At 47.7% G+C, this 22,393-nt stretch carries 16 protein-coding genes and 1 pseudogene; 5 read left to right on the top strand and 12 right to left on the bottom strand.

Annotated elements, in window-relative coordinates; translation table 11 throughout:
- Positions 1-2 precede the first annotated feature (2 nt).
- Positions 3-554, bottom strand: a complete 552-nt coding sequence (locus NL324_RS06605) for an AAA family ATPase (protein WP_253306832.1) — start codon at positions 552-554, stop codon at positions 3-5.
- A gap of 62 nt (positions 555-616) precedes the next feature.
- Positions 617-1,837, bottom strand: a complete 1,221-nt coding sequence (locus NL324_RS06600) for an acetate kinase (protein ID WP_253306831.1) — start codon at positions 1,835-1,837, stop codon at positions 617-619.
- A gap of 368 nt (positions 1,838-2,205) precedes the next feature.
- On the opposite strand from NL324_RS06600, the gene NL324_RS06595 reads away from it, so the two are divergent.
- The 3 genes from NL324_RS06595 (at position 2,206) to NL324_RS06585 (ending at position 5,572) form a co-directional block, all read left to right on the top strand.
- Complete coding sequence (locus NL324_RS06595) at positions 2,206-3,741, top strand: hypothetical protein (protein WP_253306830.1); 1,536 nt, start codon at positions 2,206-2,208, stop codon at positions 3,739-3,741.
- Positions 3,742-4,562: 821 nt separating this feature from the next.
- A complete protein-coding gene (locus NL324_RS06590; RefSeq protein ID WP_253305868.1) occupies positions 4,563-5,081 on the top strand; it encodes a helix-turn-helix domain-containing protein in 519 nt (172 codons plus the stop codon).
- Positions 5,048-5,572: an IS630 family transposase gene (locus NL324_RS06585; RefSeq protein ID WP_301282740.1), complete on the top strand. Its 525-nt coding sequence runs from the start codon at positions 5,048-5,050 to the stop codon at positions 5,570-5,572. Before NL324_RS06590 ends, NL324_RS06585 begins: the two co-directional genes overlap by 34 nt.
- A gap of 154 nt (positions 5,573-5,726) precedes the next feature.
- On the opposite strand, the gene pta is transcribed toward NL324_RS06585, so the two are convergent.
- From pta to leuS, 10 genes are all read right to left on the bottom strand, one after another.
- Positions 5,727-7,910, bottom strand: a complete 2,184-nt coding sequence (gene pta, locus NL324_RS06580; protein WP_253306829.1) for a phosphate acetyltransferase — start codon at positions 7,908-7,910, stop codon at positions 5,727-5,729.
- 41 nt (positions 7,911-7,951) lie between these two features.
- Positions 7,952-9,172, bottom strand: a complete 1,221-nt coding sequence (locus tag NL324_RS06575) for an acetate kinase (RefSeq protein WP_253306828.1) — start codon at positions 9,170-9,172, stop codon at positions 7,952-7,954.
- Between the two features lie 269 nt (positions 9,173-9,441).
- Positions 9,442-10,593, bottom strand: a complete 1,152-nt coding sequence (locus NL324_RS06570) for a hypothetical protein (RefSeq protein WP_253306827.1) — start codon at positions 10,591-10,593, stop codon at positions 9,442-9,444.
- 581 nt (positions 10,594-11,174) lie between these two features.
- Positions 11,175-11,747 (bottom strand): hypothetical protein, encoded by a 573-nt coding sequence (locus NL324_RS06565; protein ID WP_253306826.1) that lies wholly within the window; start codon positions 11,745-11,747, stop codon positions 11,175-11,177.
- A 113-nt stretch (positions 11,748-11,860) separates the two neighbouring features.
- Positions 11,861-12,973: a rod shape-determining protein RodA gene (gene rodA, locus NL324_RS06560; RefSeq protein WP_253306825.1), complete on the bottom strand. Its 1,113-nt coding sequence runs from the start codon at positions 12,971-12,973 to the stop codon at positions 11,861-11,863.
- A 3-nt stretch (positions 12,974-12,976) separates the two neighbouring features.
- Complete coding sequence (mrdA, locus tag NL324_RS06555; RefSeq protein ID WP_253306824.1) at positions 12,977-14,977, bottom strand: penicillin-binding protein 2; 2,001 nt, start codon at positions 14,975-14,977, stop codon at positions 12,977-12,979.
- Between the two features lie 101 nt (positions 14,978-15,078).
- Positions 15,079-15,711: a nicotinate-nucleotide adenylyltransferase gene (gene nadD, locus NL324_RS06550; RefSeq protein ID WP_253306823.1), complete on the bottom strand. Its 633-nt coding sequence runs from the start codon at positions 15,709-15,711 to the stop codon at positions 15,079-15,081.
- 4 nt (positions 15,712-15,715) lie between these two features.
- Complete coding sequence (gene holA, locus NL324_RS06545; RefSeq protein WP_253306822.1) at positions 15,716-16,744, bottom strand: DNA polymerase III subunit delta; 1,029 nt, start codon at positions 16,742-16,744, stop codon at positions 15,716-15,718.
- A complete protein-coding gene (locus NL324_RS06540; protein ID WP_253306821.1) occupies positions 16,725-17,384 on the bottom strand; it encodes an LPS-assembly lipoprotein LptE in 660 nt (219 codons plus the stop codon). The genes holA and NL324_RS06540 overlap by 20 nt, the downstream gene beginning before the upstream one ends.
- Positions 17,385-17,386: 2 nt before the next feature.
- Entirely contained in the window at positions 17,387-19,966 is a 2,580-nt protein-coding gene (gene leuS, locus NL324_RS06535; RefSeq protein WP_253306820.1) for a leucine--tRNA ligase, read from the bottom strand.
- A 606-nt stretch (positions 19,967-20,572) separates the two neighbouring features.
- On the opposite strand from leuS, the pseudogene NL324_RS06530 reads away from it, so the two are divergent.
- Together NL324_RS06530 and NL324_RS06525 are read left to right on the top strand one after the other, a co-directional pair.
- A pseudogene (locus NL324_RS06530) lies at positions 20,573-22,171 on the top strand (TcdA/TcdB catalytic glycosyltransferase domain-containing protein).
- Positions 22,172-22,218: 47 nt separating this feature from the next.
- Complete coding sequence (locus NL324_RS06525) at positions 22,219-22,377, top strand: hypothetical protein (RefSeq protein WP_253306819.1); 159 nt, start codon at positions 22,219-22,221, stop codon at positions 22,375-22,377.
- The last annotated feature ends 16 nt before the right edge of the window (positions 22,378-22,393 follow it).

Here is a 22,393-nt window from a genome sequence, read left to right as displayed (position 1 = left end):
TACTACCCCAGCATAGGCTGAAAGGGCGTAGCAGCGTGCAGGGGGGCATCAAGACGATTCACAATAATGCCGGCAATCGGTTGTTGTGTGCTCTTACCGAAATGAGCAGTGGCTACTTCTAACCGCTCTCGTAGCTTAGCCAGCGTTTCCTCTCCAGGAGCGACGACCAGCACAATGTCAGCATTGAGGGCTTGGGCAATACGACCATTGAGCTCATGGGTATAGGGATGCTCCTGGGTAGGCACTAACCCTTCAATCACGATCACAGTCGCTTCATAGGGGTAGGTCGTAAAACGGGCCACAATCTGTTCTAACAACTCATCCATTTTATGTTGACTGATGAGCTGTTCAGCAAAGTCTAGGCTAAAAGAGGGGGGAGACTCGATGGCTGCATAGGTCTGGATAATGTGCGAGGTGAGATCGAAAGCGCTATCATTGTCACTGCCTGCTTGGGCAATCGGTTTAAAAAAACCGAGGCGTATCCCTTGGCGGGCGAGTGCCCGCAGCACCCCCAGACTGATATTGGTTAAGCTGGCGCCAGTACTAATTGGCATCAACAAGATCACCCGTGCCACAGTGTACCTCTTATTATCTCATTGAATAGTTCATGGATAGGCTATTGTTGTGTTGAGAAACAGTTAATCAAACCGGCGGCATGAGTAGCAATCATGAGCGCCTCATTGGTGGGGATCACCCAGGCGGGTCGATGGCCTGGCAGACTAATGTTGCCGATTTTTCCAAAGCAGGTGGCCACATTGGCCGCGGCATCCAGTTTAAAGTCCAGCAATCCCAAACGTTCCAAGACCAGTTGACGGACTAAGGAGGAATTTTCGCCGATGCCGCCAGTAAAGACCAATAGATCCAACTGATCGCCCACCGCGGCGCTGTAGGCTCCGATGTATTTAGCCAATTGGTAGCAGAAACTCTGTAGCGCCCGGTGGGCTGCTGGATGTGTACTATACTGCTCTTCCAGTAGTCGGCAATCGCTAATGCCTTCGCTAAGCCCCAATAATCCTGATTCATGGATCAAGAGATGCTGAATAGCCTCTGGTGAGAGATCTAAGGTCTCCTGCAGATAAAAGGGGATAGCCGGGTCAATATCACCACAGCGGGTGCCCATCACCAAGCCGGATAGTGGGGTGAACCCCATGGAGGTATCGACCGAACGGCCCTGGCGGATAGCCGCCACCGAAGCGCCATTCCCTAGGTGACAGGTGATGGCATTCAGCGTCTCTAGCGGTTTCTCCAGAAATCTGGCCGCTTGTTGGGTGACAAACTGATGGCTGATGCCATGGAAACCATAGCGGCGGATTCTGTGTTGTTGGTACAAGCTATAAGGAAGCGCGTAGAGGTAGGCCTCTTCTGGCATCGTTTGGTGGAAAGCGGTATCGAATACCGCGACATTGTGTGCTATCAAGTGTGGAAAACTATTAAAAGCGGCTTGGATCCCGGCTAAGGCGGCCGGATTATGCAAGGGGGCAAAGCGCTGATTCGCTGCTATTTCCGCCAATACCGCTTGATCAATGACGACGGGTTGCGTTAATTGTTCACCGCCCTGCACAATGCGATGGCCGATGGCCATCAAGTTGGTCGCCAAGGTGGGGCTTTGTGGCAGAATGGTGTGCACTATATACTGCAACGCTTCACGGTGTGTGGCTGGTGCTGCAAGGGGCTGTTGCTGCTTTTTCCCATCCAATTTCCAATGAATACAGGCCTCGGCATGTTGCAAGCATTCGGCCAAGCCACTGAGCAGCTCCTGGCCGCTCTGGCTATCGATGATAGCGAATTTGAGCGAAGAGCTACCACAATTGAGCACTAACACTAACTGTCTGGACATCAATAGGCACCCTAATGGTTGTACTGGGGAGTGATGATTTTTGCAGCAGTGCTCACCACTGATTTTCAGCTAGTAGCGCGCGATGCTGTCGCTGGCCGCTCAGCAGCAACAGGCTTCAGCGTGATAGTATAAGCCATTTATCTGCTAAGACGCTTATAAAAAAAACAGCACAGCCGGTCAGCCTTTTATTTTCAGGGTTTACCCTGTCTATTGCTTGAGAAGCAGAAGTTTTTAGAATAACTTTCATTGGAGTCTGAGGAATTTTTGAATACCGACTATTCCCTCTAAAGAGCCTGCTGTCCATTAGACATTATTTAATGATTTTCAACTTGAATAAATATTTGTTTTCATATAAAAAAGGAGTCTTCATGAATATTCATTGTCCAACAAATAATCCAATGATGGGAAGTTTTGGGATTTCAAATTTTGAAAATTTCCCTATTAAAAATTTGTCATATCATCACGCTATGATGGGACCTTACAGAATTTCAAGTTTTGAAAATACTGACATTAATCCTTTAAGTAATCTAAAAAAAGAGGGTCGTCATTTTTCAGACTGTTCAAGTGATAGTGGCCATAGTTTTATCTCTGCAGACTCTTTTTCTAGTACAATCGATTCAAAAAAATCAGGGTTGAATAATATAAAACATTCATCCAGTGTTTTTATAAATACCAAAAAGAATCAGAACAACAAAATTCATCAGGTTGGTCCAACCGTTTATGCCAGTTTTCCTAAAAAAAATGAAGGCATTACGGCAATAGCAGGTAAAACCACCCAAGATCATGCTCCCTCACTCCAAGGTAATACCTATCGTCGAACAATGGGTAATGATTTTAATCAGCCCTATATGCGGATACCCCATGCCAGGCATTCAACGACGCCTACCGCTAGAGCAACAACAAATCCGCCCAAAAATAATCCTATAGGAAACAGTGCCGCAACTGCTCATCATTTTTTAAATAGTAAGATACGTCCAGAAAATATTGACTTGTTACGCTGCTCATCTTTTAAAGATAAGCGCGATCATACGGTAAGCAGACCAACTGTTAGCCAGAGTGATCAAATAATAGGCAATCAAGCTTATACTGTTCGTTGTATGAGTTCATTTATTATAGATGCCCATCAGTGTTTCGTTGGTAAAGTAGAGGCTGCTTGTTATTATGATCAACAGGGAAATCTTTGCAAAATTGAATCTAAAAACTGGCCTATTGTGGCAGTTGACCAGCCAACAGGCGTTAAAAGCTACTCCTTTAGGGAAAACAATTTTATTCTAAAAGAATTTAATAATGATGAAGAGGTCGCTGCTATACTGAAACAACATCAGCCAGAGCCTTCAGGGAAAAAAGTAAATTCAAACACGGCAAAGCAATCTAAGTCTTCTATAAAAAACCCTCTAGATTACTTTAGCTGCTATTCAGATAGCTATCGCTGTGAAAGGATAGGCGATCCTCAGACCGTTCATTATAATTTTACAGGAAAAGATCCGATAAGAAACTGCAAAAGTTCACAGTGGAATATCCTAGATCCTTATCAAGGTAAAATCGCCGAGGTAGAATTAGTCGTCCAGTATAACGATAAAACTAAACAAGAGGATTTGGTTTATTGTAATTTAAATACAGATTTAATAAAACCATTAGGATCTCATATAAAATTAAATAAAAATTTAAATCCACTAGACTATTTGAAACTTCGGCTACCTGGTAGGACAGTACATTCTTTACATGATCCACAATATATTATTTTTAAGAATAATCAAGCGACAGCAGTTAAAGCAATCCAATTTGACTGGGACATTAAAAGCTCGCAAAATCTATCTACCGGTAATATTAAAATGATATTTGGATGGGACGCACAGCAGAATCAGATAAAGTTACTAAAATGCCGCTATGAAGGATTACGATGAACGGCAATAAAACGGGATGGCTACCGACTGCTCTGCACAGGTAGCCATCATAGGCTAAGGCAGTACTGTTGAAAAATAGTAGCAAATATTAATTTTTTATCACCAGATTCAGTGACGAAAGAGGACACTATGGGAAACACTATCATGAGAGTTGCATCATTCAATCACAGCTCGGCAGCAGCAATGTCACGCAGTGAGGAGACCACCAGCGTAGCGGCTACCGTACAGCAGGGTAAAGCCCCCTTTCAGCGAATAAGCCCTAGTGGGCCATCGGTACCGAGAAGACCTAGAAAACCTAGCAGGGGTGTAGAAAATTATCAACAGATTACACTGGATCAAGTGAAGTCATCCTTGAAAATAGCTCAATATCAGCCTTTAATTTTTGTCAAGACAACACTAGCCACTATCCCAGAAGGATCTGAGGAGCCGGAGTCACCTCGCTAAAGGGGGGACTCTGCTCCAGAAATAATACGATAGATCCGACACTATCTGATGACGTTTGGAGTTGAACTAGCCCTCTCGAAGTTTTGTTTGAGCGCCTGTTTTTTCTTCAGGGCTAGCTCGGTGAGCACGATGGGGCATGAGCCCAATGCTGTGAGTGCGAATGTGCGATGATTGCTATAAAAAACCAGATGATGTTAACACAAGCAATGATCGCTCCAAGCTCTGCCCAGGATTGGTTTATATCCATTTTCGAAAACATCACTAAGAGTGCTACAATGCTCGGTAAAAGGCCTATATTTTTAATAAGTGCTCTATAAAAATGAAATGCAATGAATTATGCTAAAGATATGAATTTTCACTCTGCATGCTGTTGCCCAATGAAATTGTCCATAAAATTGACAGAAACTGAGCGCTTTACATTACAACAACTATCTTTAAACCATCATTATAGAGAGACCAGGATGCGAGGAGCTGGACTGTTACTACTAGCCAAGGGACTCAAACCGGTTGAAGTTTCCAAGGAGCTTTTGGTTAGTTTTCGAGCGGTGTATAACTGGATCCATAGGTGGCGCCGAGCAGGTATTTGTGGCCTGCTTTGTCAATATAACGGCGGCCGACCACGAGCGCTGTCGCCAGAAATGGTTGCCAGTGCTGTCGACGCTGCATGCTCGGAATCATTGAGTTTAGCAGGCATAGCCAAACGAGTGGAAGCTGAACATGGTGCCTTACCTTGCACGCTAGAAACACTCGCTTCGGCGCTTAAAGAGCAAGGGCTCTCCTATAAAAGATCACGTTATTCACTTAAAAAAAACGTGATGAAGCCTGTTACATTGCAAAATCAGCTGTACTCTCAAGGCTCAAATTGCTCTCCCGTGAAGACAACAAATATCGTTTGATCTATTTTGATGAAAGTGGTTTTTCCTCTACCCCTCCTGTTCAGAATGGTTGGGGACCTAGAGGGCAGCCGCATCGGGTAGAACCAAAACCACACTGCAGACGTTCGGTACTGGGGGCTTTAGATTTTTCAGCTAACACCTTGTCCCATAAGATTATTGAGCAAAATGTGACAAGAAAAGAGGTCGTTGACTTTTTAGAGGATATTGCCCAGAAGGGTGAGCAACGCTATACCTTTGTGGTATTAGATAATGCCAGTATTCATCATGGCATTGAGCAAGAGACATTGAAACGGTGGTTCGTGGAGAACAATATGGTACTTCTTTATCTTCCCGCTTATAGTCCAGAGCTTAATTTGATTGAGATAGTTTGGAAACAAGCTAAGTATCATTGGCGCCGCTTGGTAACCTGGAGTAAACAAACTATCAATACAGAAATTAACCGCTTGTTGAGCTCTTATGGCAATATTTTTGCAGTTAATTTTTCGCGATAACTTAACACCTACTGTCAGTAGCTGGTTGCTGTGATTATAGAGGTTCAACAGTCCCTAAAAACTATGATTAATAACAATATTAAAAAATAACTAATGAATAAAAATAATGTTTTATGCTTACTTGATCAGAAATTGCAATAAAATAGCACAGCCCCTAGGTTTGAGGATGATCACTACGCTGCTCTTGAATGGTGGGTTTAATTTGGGACGCTTGAATGGCGGTTAAGGCAATGGTGTAAACAATGTCATCCACTGAAGCGCCCCGCGAGAGATCATTCACTGGTTGACGTAACCCTTGTAACATCGGTCCAATGGAGAGTAGGTTAGCTGAGCGTTGAACTGCTTTATAGGTGGTGTTTCCGGTATTGAGATCAGGGAAGATAAAGACGGTCGCTCTGCCAGCGACTGGGGAATCTGGTGCCTTAGATTGAGCAACCTCTGCCATAATGGCGGCATCGTACTGTAGCGGCCCGTCGATGATCAGATCAGGACGGCGCCGCTGTGCAATTTGCGTGGCGGTCCGTACTTTATCGACATCACTGCCAGAGCCAGAACGACCAGTCGAGTAAGAGATCATCGCCACCCGGGGCTCAATCCCAAACGCTGCTGCAGAGTCGGCAGATTGGATAGCAATCGCCGCCAGCTGCTCTGCTGTGGGATCAGGATTGATGGCACAGTCGCCATAGACCAGTACTTGATCGGGGAGCAGCATAAAAAATAGCGATGAGACCAAAGGGCTTCCCGGTGCGGTTTTAATCAGTTGCAAGGCTGGGCGAATGGTGTTGGCGGTAGTGTGTACAGCCCCAGAGACTAAGCCATCAACCGCTGCTTGCTCTAGCATGAGCGTTCCTAATACCACAGTATCTTGTAGCCATTCACGAGCCAACCGTGTCGTCATCCCGCGTGGCTGTCGCAGTGCCATCAATCGTGGCAGATAGTGGTTTCTTAAGGGTTCTGGATCCAGAATTTCAACACTGGCTCCCAGAGTGATTCCTTCAGCTTCGACGGTGCGCCGGATCCGTGCTGGATCACCCAATAGAACGCAACGAGCGATTTGGCGTTCCCCACAAAGGGCGGCGGCGCGGATAGTCCGCGGTTCATCCCCTTCAGGTAATACAATGCGTTTATTCGCTTTGCGAGCGAGTTCAGTTAAGCGATAGCGGAAGGCGGGCGGTGACAAGATGGGCGGACGGGTGAGGGCGGTGGTTAAGGTAGTGATCCACGCATTGTTCAGCTGATCAGCAATATGTTCCTGAATCGCCTCAATCCGTTGCGGATCGTCGATAGGGAGTTCCAAACTAAAACGCTGTAGCGCCATAGCAGTCTGCCAAGTATTGCTCTCAACAGAAAAAACGGGCAAGCCCGCTTCGAACGCTCGGGCACAGATCTGTTTTAAATGAGCATCCAGGGCATAACCGCCTGTTAGCAGCAAAGCACCAATAGCAATGCCATTTAAGGCAGCTAGTGAAGCTGCTAACACCACATCCGCTCGATCGGCGGAGGTGACCAGCAGGGCGCCTGGTTGAAAATAGCTCAGCATATGGGGAATGCTATGCGCACAAAAAATAATGGATTTCAGTCGGCGTTGCTGCATCTCTCCAGAATTAATGATGGTCACCTGCAGATGTCGTGCGATATCACTGGCTCGACAGGCCATCGCTTCGAGATCCCAGGGCACATCACCCAGTAGTGGATAGGGGTTATCTGTCAGCAGCTGCAGCATTGCGGGATCGCTTCCTTGCGGATCGTGGTTAAGATCAAAATGCTGAGCCAGCATAGGCTGAAAGGGCGTAGCAGCGTGCAGGGGGGCATCAAGACGATTCACAATAATGCCGGCAATCGGTTGTTGTGTGCTCTTACCGAAATGAGCAGTGGCTACTTCTAACCGCTCTCGTAGCTTAGCCAGCGTTTCCTCTCCAGGAGCGACGACCAGCACAATGTCAGCATTGAGGGCTTGGGCAATACGACCATTGAGCTCATGGGTATAGGGATGCTCCTGGGTAGGCACTAACCCTTCAATCACGATCACAGTCGCTTCATAGGGGTAGGTCGTAAAACGGGCCACAATCTGTTCTAACAACTCATCCATTTTATGTTGACTGATGAGCTGTTCAGCAAAGTCTAGGCTAAAAGAGGGGGGAGACTCGATGGCTGCATAGGTCTGGATAATGTGCGAGGTGAGATCGAAAGCGCTATCATTGTCACTGCCTGCTTGGGCAATCGGTTTAAAAAAACCGAGGCGTATCCCTTGGCGGGCGAGTGCCCGCAGCACCCCCAGACTGATATTGGTTAAGCTGGCGCCAGTACTAATTGGCATTAACAAGATCACCCGTGCCACAGTGTACCTCTTATTATCTCATTGAATAGTTCATGGATAGGCTATTGTTGTGTTGAGAAACAGTTAATCAAACCGGCGGCATGAGTAGCAATCATGAGCGCCTCATTGGTGGGGATCACCCAGGCGGGTCGATGGCCTGGCAGACTAATATTGCCGATTTTTCCAAAGCAGGTGGCCACATTGGCCACGGCATCCAGTTTAAAGTCCAGCAATCCCAAACGTTCCAAGACCAGTTGACGGACTAAGGAGGAATTTTCGCCGATGCCGCCAGTAAAGACCAATAGATCCAACTGATCGCCCACCGCGGCGCTGTAGGCTCCGATGTATTTAGCCAATTGGTAGCAGAAACTCTGTAGCGCCCGGTGGGCTGCTGGGTGTGTGCTATACTGCTCTTCCAGTAGTCGGCAATCGCTAATGCCTTCGCTAAGCCCCAATAATCCTGATTCATGAATCAAGAGATGCTGAATAGCCTCTGGTGAGAGATCTAAGGTCTCCTGCAGATAAAAGGGGATAGCCGGGTCAATATCACCACAGCGGGTGCCCATCACCAAGCCGGATAGTGGGGTGAACCCCATGGAGGTATCGACCGAACGGCCCTGGCGGATAGCCGCTACCGAAGCGCCATTCCCTAGGTGACAGGTGATGGCATTCAGCGTCTCTAGCGGTTTCTCCAGAAGTCTGGCCGCTTGTTGGGTGACAAACTGATGGCTGATGCCATGAAAACCATAGCGGCGGATTCTGTGTTGTTGGTACAAGCTATAAGGAAGCGCGTAGAGGTAGGCCTCTTCTGGCATCGTTTGGTGGAAAGCGGTATCGAATACCGCGACATTGTGTGCTATCAAGTGTGGAAAACTATTAAAAGCGGCTTGGATCCCGGCTAAGGCGGCCGGATTATGCAAGGGGGCAAAGCGCTGATTCGCTGCTATTTCCGCCAATACCGCTTGATCAATGATGACGGGTTGTGTTAGTTGTTCACCGCCCTGCACAATGCGATGGCCGATGGCCATCAAGTTGGTCGCCAAGGTGGGGCTTTGTGGCAGAATGGTGTGCACCATAAACTGCAGTGCTTCATGGTGTGTGGCTGGTGCTGGTAGTGGCTGTCGCTGCTTTCGCCCCTCCAGCTTCCAATGAATGCAGGCCTCGGCATGTTGCAAGCATTCGGCCAAGCCACTGAGCAGCTCCTGGCCACTCTGGCTATCGATGATAGCGAATCTGAGCGAAGAGCTACCACAATTGAGCACTAACACTAACTGTCTGGACATCAATAGGCACCCTAATGGTTGTACTGGGGAGTGATGAGTTTTGTAGCGCTGATCACCACTGCTTTTCAGCTAGTCGAGAGCGGTGTTGTCGCTGGCCGGCCGCTCAGCAACGATGAGATTTTAGTGATCAGCACAGTAGTATAAGCCATGGTTCTGATCAAACGCCCATAAAAAGATGAAATCTCAACAGCCACTAGGCGTCGCCATCGTTCATTCAGACAGCTGGGCGTTTTATAGACAATTCAGCGTTCTGCCTAGCATCCTATGCCTTACAGCGCATTTCTACAATCCCCACGCCGCTGGGCATCAGCTAAGCACTGTTTTGCTAACCTCCGTTGTTCTTCTTGATGATTAATATAAACTACTAATGGCTTTCCTGGCGCGGCAACCATCAGTTCTATTGCTTTGGAAAAGTTACTTAAGGCTAGTGGATTAATACGGAGTGTTTCTTTAGCAATCTCTTGTGCAGATTTTGTTTTCTGGTAGGCCTGCTGTAGCAGGTTTTCATAGCTTTTTTTAATGCTAATTGAATTTTTCGGAGCTAGCGAGTCTAGTTTTTTAATTAAACAAATCGCCGATTGGTAATCCTCTTTTTTTATTTTTTCTAATAACTTATATTTTTTTCTTATCAGATCAAATGGTAAAGTATTATTGATCATTTGATAAGCTTCATTAGAAGATTGTAAGTATTTATCATTCAGTAAGTTTCTAATGGCTTCTCTGTCCAACCGGGGCGCTGCTGGGTTGCAGCAACGACCTTCACCTTGGAATAGAACAAAATCACTTTTTTTATCCGAGACTATCTTACCCTCTTGAAGCTTATATATCCCTGTTTTTTTACTCTCAATCGGTTTAGCTTTCTGGTTATTTTCAGATAGCTTTTGAGGTGATGTCGCATTCAAGTATAAATTTTGAGCTTGTAGTGGGTGTTTATCATTCCATAAGTCTCTAATGGCTTCCTTTTCCAACCGGGGCGCTGCTGGGTTGCAGCAATGACCTTTATCTTGAAATGGAACAAAATAACTCTTTTTATCCGAGACTATCTTGCCCTCTTGAAGCCAATGTATCCCTGTTTTTTTACTCTCAATTGGTTTAGCTTTCTGGTCATTTTTCGATGCTCTTTGATTGATTATCACCGGCAAGCGAAACCCGCTCTCTTGAAAGGGAGCAGCTGCATGTTTTTTAACTAATGGGCATACAGAATGATTTGGATAAATAGATACTCTGGCGTGAGATGGCGAATTATTCGGATTCCGCACAATGCTAATTGTTCGTTCCCAAGTCATTCCTGAATCGGTTTTTTTAGGTGTAAACCCGTCTCTTTTAATTTTTTCATTAAATTCTTTAGGAGAATATATTTTATTATCTAATATATAGTATACGGTGGAAGTATTATTATAAAAGTTTGTTTTACTGATCATATTATGTTCACTCCTTAAAGAATATTTTGTTAATAAGTAGTATACAAAATATAAAGTTTTATATAACTCAATTAGTTAACAGCCCCACCTATTTTTACAAGCTAGTCATAAGGCATTGATTGTTCGAAGTGGAGCACATTCTATCTATCCACGGGAGAGACAGGTCAAAGGAAAGTCAAGTACCAAATCGCCTACCCTTTAAAAAAGTTATTTACAAAACTAATTCTACAGATAAAAAATGAGCGTTGACCCTAGAAGAATACCTGATTCAATCATGACATTTTAGAGTAGCTGTTTTCCAAATAACCGATTCCCGCTGGGCATTTTTTAAAATTATCCAGTCTATAGTTGCAAAATAAAAACTATCCCACTGCCAGAGGGGAAGACTCCTTTTTTCAGTAGTTCATAACTGGTTAGCTGTTTGGCATTGAACTAACCCTCTCGAAGTTTTGTTTGAGCGCCTGTTTTTTTTTCAAGGCCAGCTCGGTGAGCGCGATGGCATGAGACCAATGCCTGGAGTGACGAAGCATGATCGTTGACCACACTATTAGAACTACACAAATAATCATAATCGAATCATTTCAGGGCGCTTGAATCTCTAGTTTAAAAATCGTTGTGAATTGTGTAATAATAGTAATAAAAGCCACTATGAAACTAATTGGGTTAATTAACAAATAATTTTTATTAAGCTTGGGATATTCATTTTTAAATTCAATAAGGCCTATTTCTAGAGATTGATCTGAAAGTTTCATCAGCTTCGTCAGGCAAAGGTTACTGTTTCTTGAAGAGATGTTGATAGTTATTTTAAATGAGGGAGAAAAAGGAGAAGTAAAAAAATTCTTTATTTTTATTCGATCATGCCATAGATTCAGGAAGACAAATGTTTGACCTAAAATATATAATAATAGTAAATCTATTAAAGCTAGCACACCAAGCCAATTGGAAGGACCAAAAAACTTTTTTATTAAAAGACAGAACGCTATTAAAATAACACAACCCGACATGCCATACTGTTGTATAATAAGCATTAATTTTCCCCAGCGGGTTGAATGTTTTTGAGATTGAGATTGTAGAGCATCTTCTAACTGCTCTTTTTTTGTTTGTGCCATCTCGATGATAATGTTCAAATACTCACTGTTCTTACTGTCCTGCATAGGGTGACCAGCCTTATCTATTCAACTGAGTGAATGGTCATTATAATTCAAAAAATTAATTTATAAAATAGATCATATGAGTTATAAGCGATCCAAAGTAACCATGGCTAGATTTAAATACTTTTTGATAAAAGATGACGGTGAGAATGCAGGGAGAGCATGATGCCAAAATTCGCCATTAAAATGATCTGTGAGGTGCCGCCATAGCTGATCAACGGTAGCGGCACACCGACCACTGGCAGCAGGCCACTGACCATACCAATATTGATCAAAACATAAAAAAAGAAGAGTAGGGTATAGCCGCCAATCACTAGATGACCAAAGGCGCTCTGTGCCCGGGTGGCTAAGATCAAGCCTCGCAGGATAACGGCCAAATAGAGGGCTAGCAGTAGCGTGACCCCTATCAGCCCTTGCTCCTCTGCGATCACGGAAAAGATAAAGTCAGTATGACGCTCGGGTAAAAATTCTAATTGTGATTGTGTCCCTTTGAGCCACCCTTTCCCCCATAATCCGCCCGATCCAATCGCAATTTTTGATTGAATAATGTGGTAGCCACTCCCTAAAGGATCACGCTCTGGATTCAATAAAGTGACCAGGCGGCTGCGCTGATACGGCTGTAAGCCAAAAAACCACAGCACTGGAATAAGTGAAGCCACCAGTAGCAGCAGGCCTCCAAGTAGTCGCCAACTCAAGCCGGCGAGGAACAGAATCAATAGCCCAGAGCTGGCAATTAAAATGGCGGTGCCTAAATCGGGTTGCCAGGCTACTAATAGGGTTGGGAATAGAATCAGTAGCAGTGCGTAGAAGGTGGTGCACAGCGTCGGTGGACAGGGTTTGTAGCTGATCAGGCTAGCGACCATTAACGGCACGGCTAATTTAGCCAATTCTGAGGGTTGAAAGCGTATGATTCCTAGATTTAACCAGCGTTGGGCGCCTTTCGTGAGATCCCCAAAGCAGAGTACTGATAGCAGGAGTAGCAAACAGGCCATATAAAGGTAGGGTGCCCAGATTTGATAGAAACGGGGCGGTGCTTGGGCCAGTATGAACAGTATGGATAATCCCAATAGTACATGTATCAGCTTATGCTGGATCAGGCTAAGATGATGGCTACTGGCGCTGTAGAGAATGAGTAGACCGTAAATCAGCAGTGCACTTAGAAAGAGTAGTAAAGGGCCATCCAGCGCTCTGAGCGATAAACGCCCTTTTTTAAAGAAACAGTGATTCATCAATTAGGGGGCTTTATACTGGGCAGTCAGTGATTGCAATCTTGGCTTAGAATGGGGTGGTAGCAGCACATAGTCAAATATTTGGCGGACCAGCGGTGCCGCTTGGCTAGCGCCGCTGCCGGCATTCTCCATAACAATGGCTAAAGCAATCTCAGGCTGTTGGTAGGGGGCAAAGGCGATTAATTGTGCATGATCATGGAGCTGTTTCGATAATTTATCAGGCCGGTAGCACGCATCTTTTAAACTAAACAGCTGGGCAGTGCCTGATTTGACGCCTACTTTATAAGGTGCCCCAGCAAAAGCCCGTTTAGCAGTGCCATTGGGTCCATGAGCAACCTCGTACATCCCCTCTTTCGCTAATTGCCAGAAGGCGGGATTATGAAGTTCGATCGGGGTGTGATCAGCAGTTCCCTGCTGCGCTGAGGGCTCTACCGGTAGCAGATGGGGTATTTTGATCTGCCCCTGGTTGAGCAGGGTGGTGAGTGCTTTGACCATTTGGATGGGGGTGGCACTCCAGTAGCCTTGACCAATGCCAACTGGAATGGTATCCCCCTGATACCAGGGTTCGTGATAGCGTTGCATTTTCCATTCACGCGTTGGCATGAGACCCATCTGCTCTTCTGCTAAGTCAATCCCACTATACTCCCCATAGCCAAACCGCCGCATCCACAGCGCTAAGCGGTCTATTCCTAGATCATAAGCCATTTGATAAAAAAAGGTATCTGAGGAGGCTTCTATCGATCGCAGCAGATTGATTTGTCCATGACGCTGGCGTTTATAGTTCCAGTAGCGTTTGGTTGAGCCTGGAAGCTGCCACCAACCGGGATCAAATCGTGAACTCTCCCGGGTGACAACGCCCTCTTCTAAAGCGGCAATAGAGATAAACGGTTTGACGGTGGAGGCCGGAGGATAGATCCCTTGGGTCGCGCGATTGACTAAGGGGCGATCGGGATCCTCTAGCAAGCGCTGATACGCCTGATGAGCAATCCCCTCGGCAAACAAGTTAGGATCATAACTGGGTGTAGAGAGCAGCGCCAAGATAGCGCCGTCATTGGGATCCAGGGCGACCACGGCCCCCCGCTGGCCCTGCATTAATTTTTCAATATGGCATTGGAGCTTAACATCCAGGGTCAGTGTCAGGTTAGAGCCAGCTTGTGGTGGTAGTTCATACAACCGTCGGATTAACTGGCCACGACGATTGATTTCAACTGCTTCATAGCCCAACTTACCCCGTAACAGTGATTCGTAGTAGCGTTCAATCCCTAACTTGCCAATGTCGGGGGCTACTGAATAATTGCCACTTTGGCCAGTTGCTTTTAGCCACTGTTTATCTTTTTCATTGACCTTTGCCAGATAGCCTAAGACATGCGTTAGCGCGGTGCCATAAGGGTAGTAGCGGCGCTGATAACTGTTCAGTTCAAGGCCAGGAAAGTGATGTTGATTCACCGCAAAGCGGGCCATTTGCTGTTCGGTCAGCTCCCTTTTTAAAGGGATGGGCGTTAAGCGATTTAACTGGGAACTGTTTTTTTCAAACTGAGTCACTTCTGCTTCCGTAAGATCGACTATGGGGCGTAAGCGTTGGAGTACACTGGGGATATTAGGCACTCGATCAGGGTGAAGCAGCAGTTGGTAGTAGGTGCGATTATCAGCGAGTAAAACGCCATGGCGATCGTAGATTAAGCCACGGGCTGGGACAATGGGCAGGAGTTTAATACAGTTATCGTTAGAGCGGGTCTGATATTTTTGATGTTGACACACCTGTAGTTGATAGAGATTGTACAGGAGCAGTAGGGTACTGAGCAGCACCCCTAGCAAGGTCAAGAGCGTGCGGTGCATGAATAAAATGGATTCTGCTGAATGGTTACGGAGGAGTAATTCAGTAGATTGTGTGGGAGGCTTCAGCAGCCCGGACAGTAGTCTATAGGCCGGCTGCAGATCAGTGATAAGCTGCTGATGCCGGGTTATTTGCGCACTCCCTTGCGGTTGTTGATGCCTATGCTGCATGCCTACGGGGTTCAGTGAATGGGGATGCTATGTACTGATAATAGAACGGCTTACTGTCCTGGTAAAGGGCTGGGTGGAGATAATGAAGTAACTTTTAGGGTTTAGCGGTAAAGTCCTTGTTGCTGAATATAGGCTTGTACAGAGGCGGGTAGCAGCTGGCAACAGGATTCATTCCGCTGTAGCCTTTGACGGATCAAAGTGGCTGAGATAGGGCTGGGTGGGAGTGAGGCGAAGTAGAGGTAGCCCTGTGGTGCTTGGTGGAGCCGTTGCGGCTCCATGACTTGCCGTGCTGCCCAGTAGGATTGTAGGGGAGGCGGCCAGTGGTCGCTAGAATAGCCGGGACGGCTACCGACTAGTAGGTGACTGTAGTGTAGTAGTTGTTGCCACTGATGCCAGTGAGGTAAGGTCAAGAAGGCATCTTGTCCCAGGATAAAGGCTAGCGGTTGTTGCACTCCTAACTCATCGCGGATTGCCTGTAGCGAATCTAGAGTATAGGAGGGCGTTGGTCTTCGGAGCTCTCGATCATCAATTGTAAAGAGAGGCTCTTCTTGGATGGCCAACTGAATCATCGTCAGCCGCTGTTCAATGGTCGCTAGGGGTGGTGTGCGGTAGTGGGGTTGGCGGTTAGGGAGTAGTGTGATCCGCTGTAATCCGACTAATTGCGCCAGCGCTTGACCGAGTTGCAGATGGCCATGATGGATGGGATCAAATGTTCCGCCGAAGAGCGCCCGCATGCGCTTACCCCTCAAGAAATGCTGGTAGCACAGGGATGCCACAGAGCAGCAAGCTGAGGAGGCGCAACGCCTGCCAGATAGGGTGTGCTTCACTTTTGAAGCGCAGTTCTAATTGGGTTAATAGATAGAGTGCTTGACGGAGTTGCGAGGTGGAGAGGCGTTGTAGGGCAGAGGTCAATGCTTGGCGTCGCACCTGCCAAATAGCCTCACGATCAAATAGCTCCCGTAAGGGGGTCGTGTTTGCTTGACGCTTAAAGTTAATTAATAGCAGTAAATCCCCTTGCAGCGTGCGCAGTAATCGCAAAGGTTCAACGGCGGAGTCTTGCAGCTGCTGTAAACTGTGTAAGGCTCGCTGGGTTTGCCCTAACAGTAGGGCATTTAACCACTGCTGTGGCGTGAACTGGGCCACATCCTGTAGGCTAGGATTGATTCGTGGCAGGGTGAGTTGGCCGTCTGGGTAACAGAGCGCCAGCTGCTCTAAAAGCTGTACCAAAGCCAGTAAGTTGCCCTCATAGTAAAAGCAGAGCTGTTCGATTACCGCCGCATCTGGTTGTAATCCCAGTGCCTGTGCCCGTCGCCGCACCCATGCAGGCCACTGCTGTCGCAGGGGGGGGTGACAAGCAATACAGATTGCCTGGGGGCTGTAGGCTTTAAACCAAGGGGCCTGTTCCTGGCTTTTTTTAAGCTGAGGCAGGACTAAAATCAACACGGTGCTACTGTCCAACAGGCTGGGTAGTTGCATTAACTGTTGGCTTTGTAGCGGATTAGGCAGTGAAGCCTGGAGAGTCAGTTGCAACAAACGGCGAGCGGCAAACAGTGGGAGCGCTTGAAAGGCTTGTTCAACAACCCGCCACTCAGTGGTCGACTCCATGAGTAGGGGGGGGCAAGCGGTGAACCCTTGGGCCAGTGCCGCTTGGCGGATTAATTGCTGGCTCTCTTGTTGTAAGTATAGATCTGGGCCACAGAGCAGGTAGCAGCCTGCTAGAGAGTGTTGCAGTTGCGCCGGCAGCTGCTCAGGAATCAGGTGTCGCATGGCCGGTCAGCGGAGCAGCGTCAACTTTCTCTGATAACAGCAACAGCAGCTGCAGGGTCAGTTGGTCGGCCGCCTGTTGGCAGAGCTGCTGCTGAACGATCTCCTGCTCAACACTTTTCGCTAAAGCGGCCTGTGGATTATCAAAAAACGACTGGGCGACGGCAGTGGCTAACGGAATACGTTGCACGGAATTTGATGGCGTGGTTCGCGTCGTTGATAGCGTTTTGGCTGGCGGATTGCTCCAGTGCAGTTGAGCGGTGACTCGGTAAATCAGCTGATACTGAGCGCCTCTCCCATCGGAAAACAGCGAACGCAGCGTCCGCTCTTCACTCGCGTTAAGCAGGTGTAGTTGTAGGCTGGGGTGATCGGAGTGCTCCACGAGGATAAAACCGTGACGACGTAACTGAGTGTGCAGCGCGCGCGCCAGGGGGCCATAGGGATCGTGGCTGTGCAGTGCGATGGATCGTAAAGGCTGTGGAAGCTGTGCGGCGCTGCGGGGTTGGAAACCACAGTGAGTGACGCTTAAGCACACTACCCCTAGGAGCAGCGCCTTGATTCGCCCTCCTCCGCGTCGAAGGAGGCTCTGCAGATGCTCTCCGACTATCCTCTTTGGAGAGTGCAGTGCACGCCTCACAGACACAGTTAGCCTACGACCAGATTGAGCAGTCTGCCTGAACGGTAAATAACACGCTGTATCGCCCCTTGCTGTAGATATTTCTGTAGCGCCGGATGCTGCTGTGCCAAGGTGATTGCGGTGGTTTCATCGATAGTCGCCTCAACGGTTATCGTCGCTCGGAGCTTACCATTAATCTGTACTGCCAGGGTAACTGGGGCGTTGAGTAGTGCACCGTGATCAACAGCAGGCCAGGTAGCACTATCTAGGTCACCCTGCCCACCCAGGAGTGGCCAGAGGGTAAAGCTAATATGGGGGGTGATAGGATAGAGCATCACCACCACGGCCAACAGCGCCTCTTGTAGCAGCGCCTGATCTTGGGCAGTGGCCGTTGGGGCAGCCATCAAGCTTTTAACCAACGTCATCATCGCTGCAATGGCGGTGTTAAAGCTCTGTCGTCTTCCGATATCATCGGTTACCCGTAAGATGGTCTGGTGCAGCAGTCGGCGTAACTGCTTTTGTGGTTCAGTAAGTGTCGCACAATCTAAAGGAGCCAGGGGTTTGTGGCTACGTCGTTCGTAGGCCAGCTTCCACAGCCGTTTTAAAAAACGGTGAGCCCCTTCAACACCGGACTCTTGCCACTCTAAAGTCAGTTCCGGTGGTGCGGCAAAGAGCATAAATAGACGGACAGTATCAGCACCATAGCGTTCTACCATCTGTTGCGGATCAATGCCATTATTCTTTGATTTAGACATCTTGCTCATCCCCGCAGGGATTAAAAGCTGCCCACTGCAGTCGATTGCCTGGGTGATTGCGCCTGACTGATCTCTTTGAACAGTCACTTCAGAGGGGGAGATCCAGTGACGTTTTCCTGTGGAATCGACGTAGTAGAACGCCTCTGCCAAGACCATCCCTTGGCAGAGTAGACGCTTAACAGGTTCGTCGGTGTGTACCAATCCCAGATCACGCAGCACTTTATGTAGGAAACGAAAATAGATAAGATGCATGGTGGCATGTTCAATGCCCCCAATATAGTGATCAACCGGCAACCAATAAGCGGTTGATTGGGGATCCAGCATGCGGTCTGTGGCTTGTGGGCAGGTATAACGAGCATAGTACCAGGAGGATTGTAGGAAGGTATCAAAGGTATCGCTCTCACTTTGAGCAGGGAGACCGTCTACTAGCGTGTTGATCCAAGCTGGCTGTTTTAAGGGGTTATTGTGCTCATCCAAACGGCTGATGCTGGGTAGGCAGAGCGGCAGCTGCTCCAAGGGCAGCGGCCTGGTGTTTCCGGTCGCGTCGGTCACCATCGGGATAGGGGTTCCCCAATAGCGCTGACGGGAGACCCCCCAGTCACGGAGACGATAGTGTACGGTCGGGCGTCCCTGACGACTCTGTTGCAGCTGTTCAGTGATCGCTTGGCAGGCTTGCTCAAAGTTCAAGCCATTCAAGGCCCCGGCATGACAGAGCAGCCCTTTTTCCAGGTAAGGCAATACCGGTGGCGCTGTCAGATCACCTGTTAATGGCCGAATGACGCATTGGATAGGCAGTTGATAGTTTACAGCAAATTGGTAGTCACGTTGATCGTGTGCTGGAACCGCCATGACCGCACCACTGCCGTAATCACTGATCACAAAGTTGGTGATCCAGATAGGGATCAAGGCACCACTTAATGGATGAATGGCGTGTAACCCGCTATTGACACCCTGTTTTTCCAGTGTTGCGAGTGTCGCTTCAGCGGTTTTAAGCTGCTGACATTGTTGGACAAAGGCGGCAATCGTGGGATTAGTGTTGGCGAGTGGTGCCACCAGGGGATGAGCAGCGGCTATGGCTAAGTAAGTGACACCCGGGAGGGTATCTGGGCGCGTGGTGTAGACGGTCAGCTGTTCGGAGTGATCATGAACTTTAAAATCGATCTCCAAACCTACTGAGCGGCCGATCCAGTGGCGTTGCATGCTTTTAACCTGCTCAGGCCACCCTGTCAGGGTTTCTAGATCGTCCAGTAGTTGATCAGCATACGCGGTAATTTTAATAAACCATTGGGAAAGTGCTTTTTGCACGACTGGCGTGTCACAGCGCCAGCAGCAGCCCTCAACCACCTGTTCATTAGCCAATACCGTTTGATCTTGTGGACACCAGTTCACTTGAGACATTTTTTTATAGGCCAGCCCTTGTTGATAGAGTTGAATGAATAACCACTGCTCCCACTGGGTATAGCCAGGATCACAGGTGGTGATTTCCCGATCCCAGTCATAGCTAAACCCCAGTAATTTCAGCTGAGTCTTCATGCTAGCGATATTGGCAGCGGTCCAGGTGGCTGGATCGGTGCGGTGTTGGATGGCCGCATTTTCCGCAGGCAAGCCAAAGGCATCCCACCCCATTGGATACAGTACATTTTTTCCTTGTAGACGCTGATAGCGCGCGATCGCATCACCCAAGGTGTAGTTACGGACATGTCCCATATGCAGCTGCCCAGAAGGATAGGGGAACATCGCTAGGCAGTAGAATTTTTCTTTATCAGCCTGTTCTGTCACCTTAAAAGTATCCTGCTGTTCCCAGTGTTGCTGTACGGCAGGTTCGATTTCATGGGGGAGGTAGTGTGGCTGCATGGCGATAATGACTCATTGTTGAACAATTCAGCGTCCCTTCAGGACCAGTGCCTAGCATAACCTACAATGGTCAGAAAACAGAAGCCAGAAAAGAGCAGTCAGATAAAAAGTAGGTTTTTGTTTGCTTGAGTGTTATTGGAAAATTTGTTTAGTTAATAGACAATAAGCAATGTGATCAAAACTTTAATTTTTGAATTAAAATGTTTTTTTTACTTTTTAGTTAATATATTTGCTGTAGAGGATGTTTTTTAATTTCTTTGTACTCGGATAAACGACAAGAGGTTGCTAATGAGTGAATCAGCTAAGCGTACATCGCCCAAGGATTTAGATTAAATTACTGATATTGTAGGGAAGTTAGTGGGGAAAATGGTTAATCAGCTTGCTCCATCGCTCAATAAAAAACAGCTGATAGCTACTCTACTCGGATAGCGGGATCTATTGAGTGATAGGCCACAGTGCTTGTTGACGAAGATGACGACCACTGACCATAAATCCTGGATAAAACCGACGGTGCGATACACTACACCGTCAGTCATTATAAGCTCTCACTGGGGCTGGATAAGCTTTAGTGTTTAGTCTCTGAATAGTCAAAAAGGCACTAACAAGATGCTGACTGACCAGAAGAGGGAGAGTATGGCTACTGCTCATACCAAGAGAGTTTTGCCACTCAATGAAGAGGCTGAGCTGCTGCGACTGGAGTGTTTTATACAACAGACAGCCACGCTCACTAAAAAAAAGGAGTACCCAGCCCTTCAACAAGCACTGATTAATTATCATCACGTCAGGACGTTATCGGAATGCTCAAAGCAAGTGGCACTCCTCCAGCAGCAGCTTGCAGTGATGATCCATCGTTATCCCCGCAAAAGCAGTGACTACTTACGGCGTGTGCGTAACCATTTAAATAATGTACAAAGGGCCGTTGAACACTATGAGGCTGAACCCATCGAGCGGTTGCCTGCACAGTTACATTTTGTCTGCATTGGCCAGCCGCTCACTCAGTCACAGCAACAACACTTAGCCCTCTGGCAAGCAGTACAAGGAGCGGTCGGGATCTCTCTCATTTTATGGTATGACAGTGATGCGCTGTGGGTTGAGACCCTGAATCACTGTATGCTGGAGGCGGCGCTCAAGCAGAGCTTCCAGCAACAGCCTAATAGCAGTACCCGGGCTTTCTTAAAGCAACTTAGCCAAAACTTATCGGTGTTAAGAGAGACAGCCTATTATGAGATTCAGCAAGCGCTAGCGGCCGATCAGTCAGCAGATGCCGCCCGGCAGCAGCTTCTGCTGACACGGTATCAACAATCGGAAACGCACCTAACCGCACGTCTTAATGAACATCAAGCGCTACTCAAATAACTGACTGATAGCGGCACCACGGTTCATGATATTCAGAGCACGCTGACTAGCTGGCCATTGGCACACCCTTACCAACGCGAGTTGAATCAACGTGGTCATCTGACAGTCGCGAGCCAAATTGCTATCTTACAACTCCTGGCGCAAGCGGGTGGGATCTATAGCCCACCCAACGCACTACCGCCGCTCTCAGAATCTTTCTGGCGCGGCGTGGCACAGCACACTCTGCAACAGCAAGGGCTCACCGATGTTGATGATCCTCAGCAGCTAGAAAAGAGTGCTGCTACTTTACGGCAGGCATGGCTAGCGGATGCCAAAACACAGGCGATGACTTGGCAGCAATTAGAGCAACATAACCCGGCGTGGATACCTATGAGCCCCGAAGCTGATCAAGCGTTCTCTGAGCACAAAACACTGGAATGGCCGGCACTGCTAAGGGCTATTGATAGCTATGCTCGGAGCAATCCCCCGCTCAACAGCGTATTCCAGCCTATTGAGCCACTCGCGATGCGGCGCCATCAATGGCTAATGGTCGAAAGTGCTGTAAGCCACCATAATCCGCTGTTGCTCGCGACACACCCTAATAGCAATCTACTGCAGGCAGCGATTCAGCAAGTACAGACTCATTACCAATTATTAGAACAACTGGAAAAAACGCTCTGCAAACAAGGTAAGTCGTTGCAGGCTAGAGAAAGCCGTCTTAAGGTGGTTAAAGGCCTAGCCTTATCCCCTAGAGTAGCATCTGCTTTAGTGGATTATCCGGTTGAAGGGTTCAGTATCGGTGCTGATGCCACTCAGGAGCTCTGTGGTATCGGAGCGCTTCAACAGGGGGTAAAACGCTATAGGGGGTAAAACGCTATAATGCAACCCAATTACTGCCCTCCAAACTGCTCAAAACGGTGCAGAATGTACACCCCTTAGTACCTGTGAACCATTGGGTTAACCATCAGGGTTCACCGCCCTTTAGTGAGCCCTTGGGGAGTGAGCAGACAGCACAGCGCTGGTATCAGCAAAGCAGAGCGCGCTGGCTTCAACAAGCCAAAGTTGACGGTGAGTAGCCGCCTATCAGGGTAC

The sequence above is a fragment of the unidentified bacterial endosymbiont genome (genome assembly GCF_918320885.1).
Lineage (GTDB): Bacteria > Pseudomonadota > Gammaproteobacteria > Enterobacterales.
The sequence above is the reverse complement of the archived record's forward strand: the minus strand, read 5'-3'. Positions and strand labels throughout refer to the sequence as shown.

Coding starts and splice junctions, on each gene's coding strand:
- mrdA (WP_253306824.1), bottom strand. CDS start 14,977: ATGCAGCATAGGCATCAACAACCGCAAGGGAGTGCGCAAATAACCCGG.
- NL324_RS06570 (WP_253306827.1), bottom strand. CDS start 10,593: ATGATCAGTAAAACAAACTTTTATAATAATACTTCCACCGTATACTAT.
- holA (WP_253306822.1), bottom strand. CDS start 16,744: ATGCGACACCTGATTCCTGAGCAGCTGCCGGCGCAACTGCAACACTCT.
- NL324_RS06595 (WP_253306830.1), top strand. CDS start 2,206: ATGAATATTCATTGTCCAACAAATAATCCAATGATGGGAAGTTTTGGG.
- rodA (WP_253306825.1), bottom strand. CDS start 12,973: ATGAATCACTGTTTCTTTAAAAAAGGGCGTTTATCGCTCAGAGCGCTG.
- NL324_RS06605 (WP_253306832.1), bottom strand. CDS start 554: ATGCCAATTAGTACTGGCGCCAGCTTAACCAATATCAGTCTGGGGGTG.
- NL324_RS06590 (WP_253305868.1), top strand. CDS start 4,563: ATGAAATTGTCCATAAAATTGACAGAAACTGAGCGCTTTACATTACAA.
- NL324_RS06600 (WP_253306831.1), bottom strand. CDS start 1,837: ATGTCCAGACAGTTAGTGTTAGTGCTCAATTGTGGTAGCTCTTCGCTC.
- leuS (WP_253306820.1), bottom strand. CDS start 19,966: ATGCAGCCACACTACCTCCCCCATGAAATCGAACCTGCCGTACAGCAA.
- nadD (WP_253306823.1), bottom strand. CDS start 15,711: ATGCGGGCGCTCTTCGGCGGAACATTTGATCCCATCCATCATGGCCAT.
- NL324_RS06575 (WP_253306828.1), bottom strand. CDS start 9,172: ATGTCCAGACAGTTAGTGTTAGTGCTCAATTGTGGTAGCTCTTCGCTC.
- NL324_RS06565 (WP_253306826.1), bottom strand. CDS start 11,747: ATGCAGGACAGTAAGAACAGTGAGTATTTGAACATTATCATCGAGATG.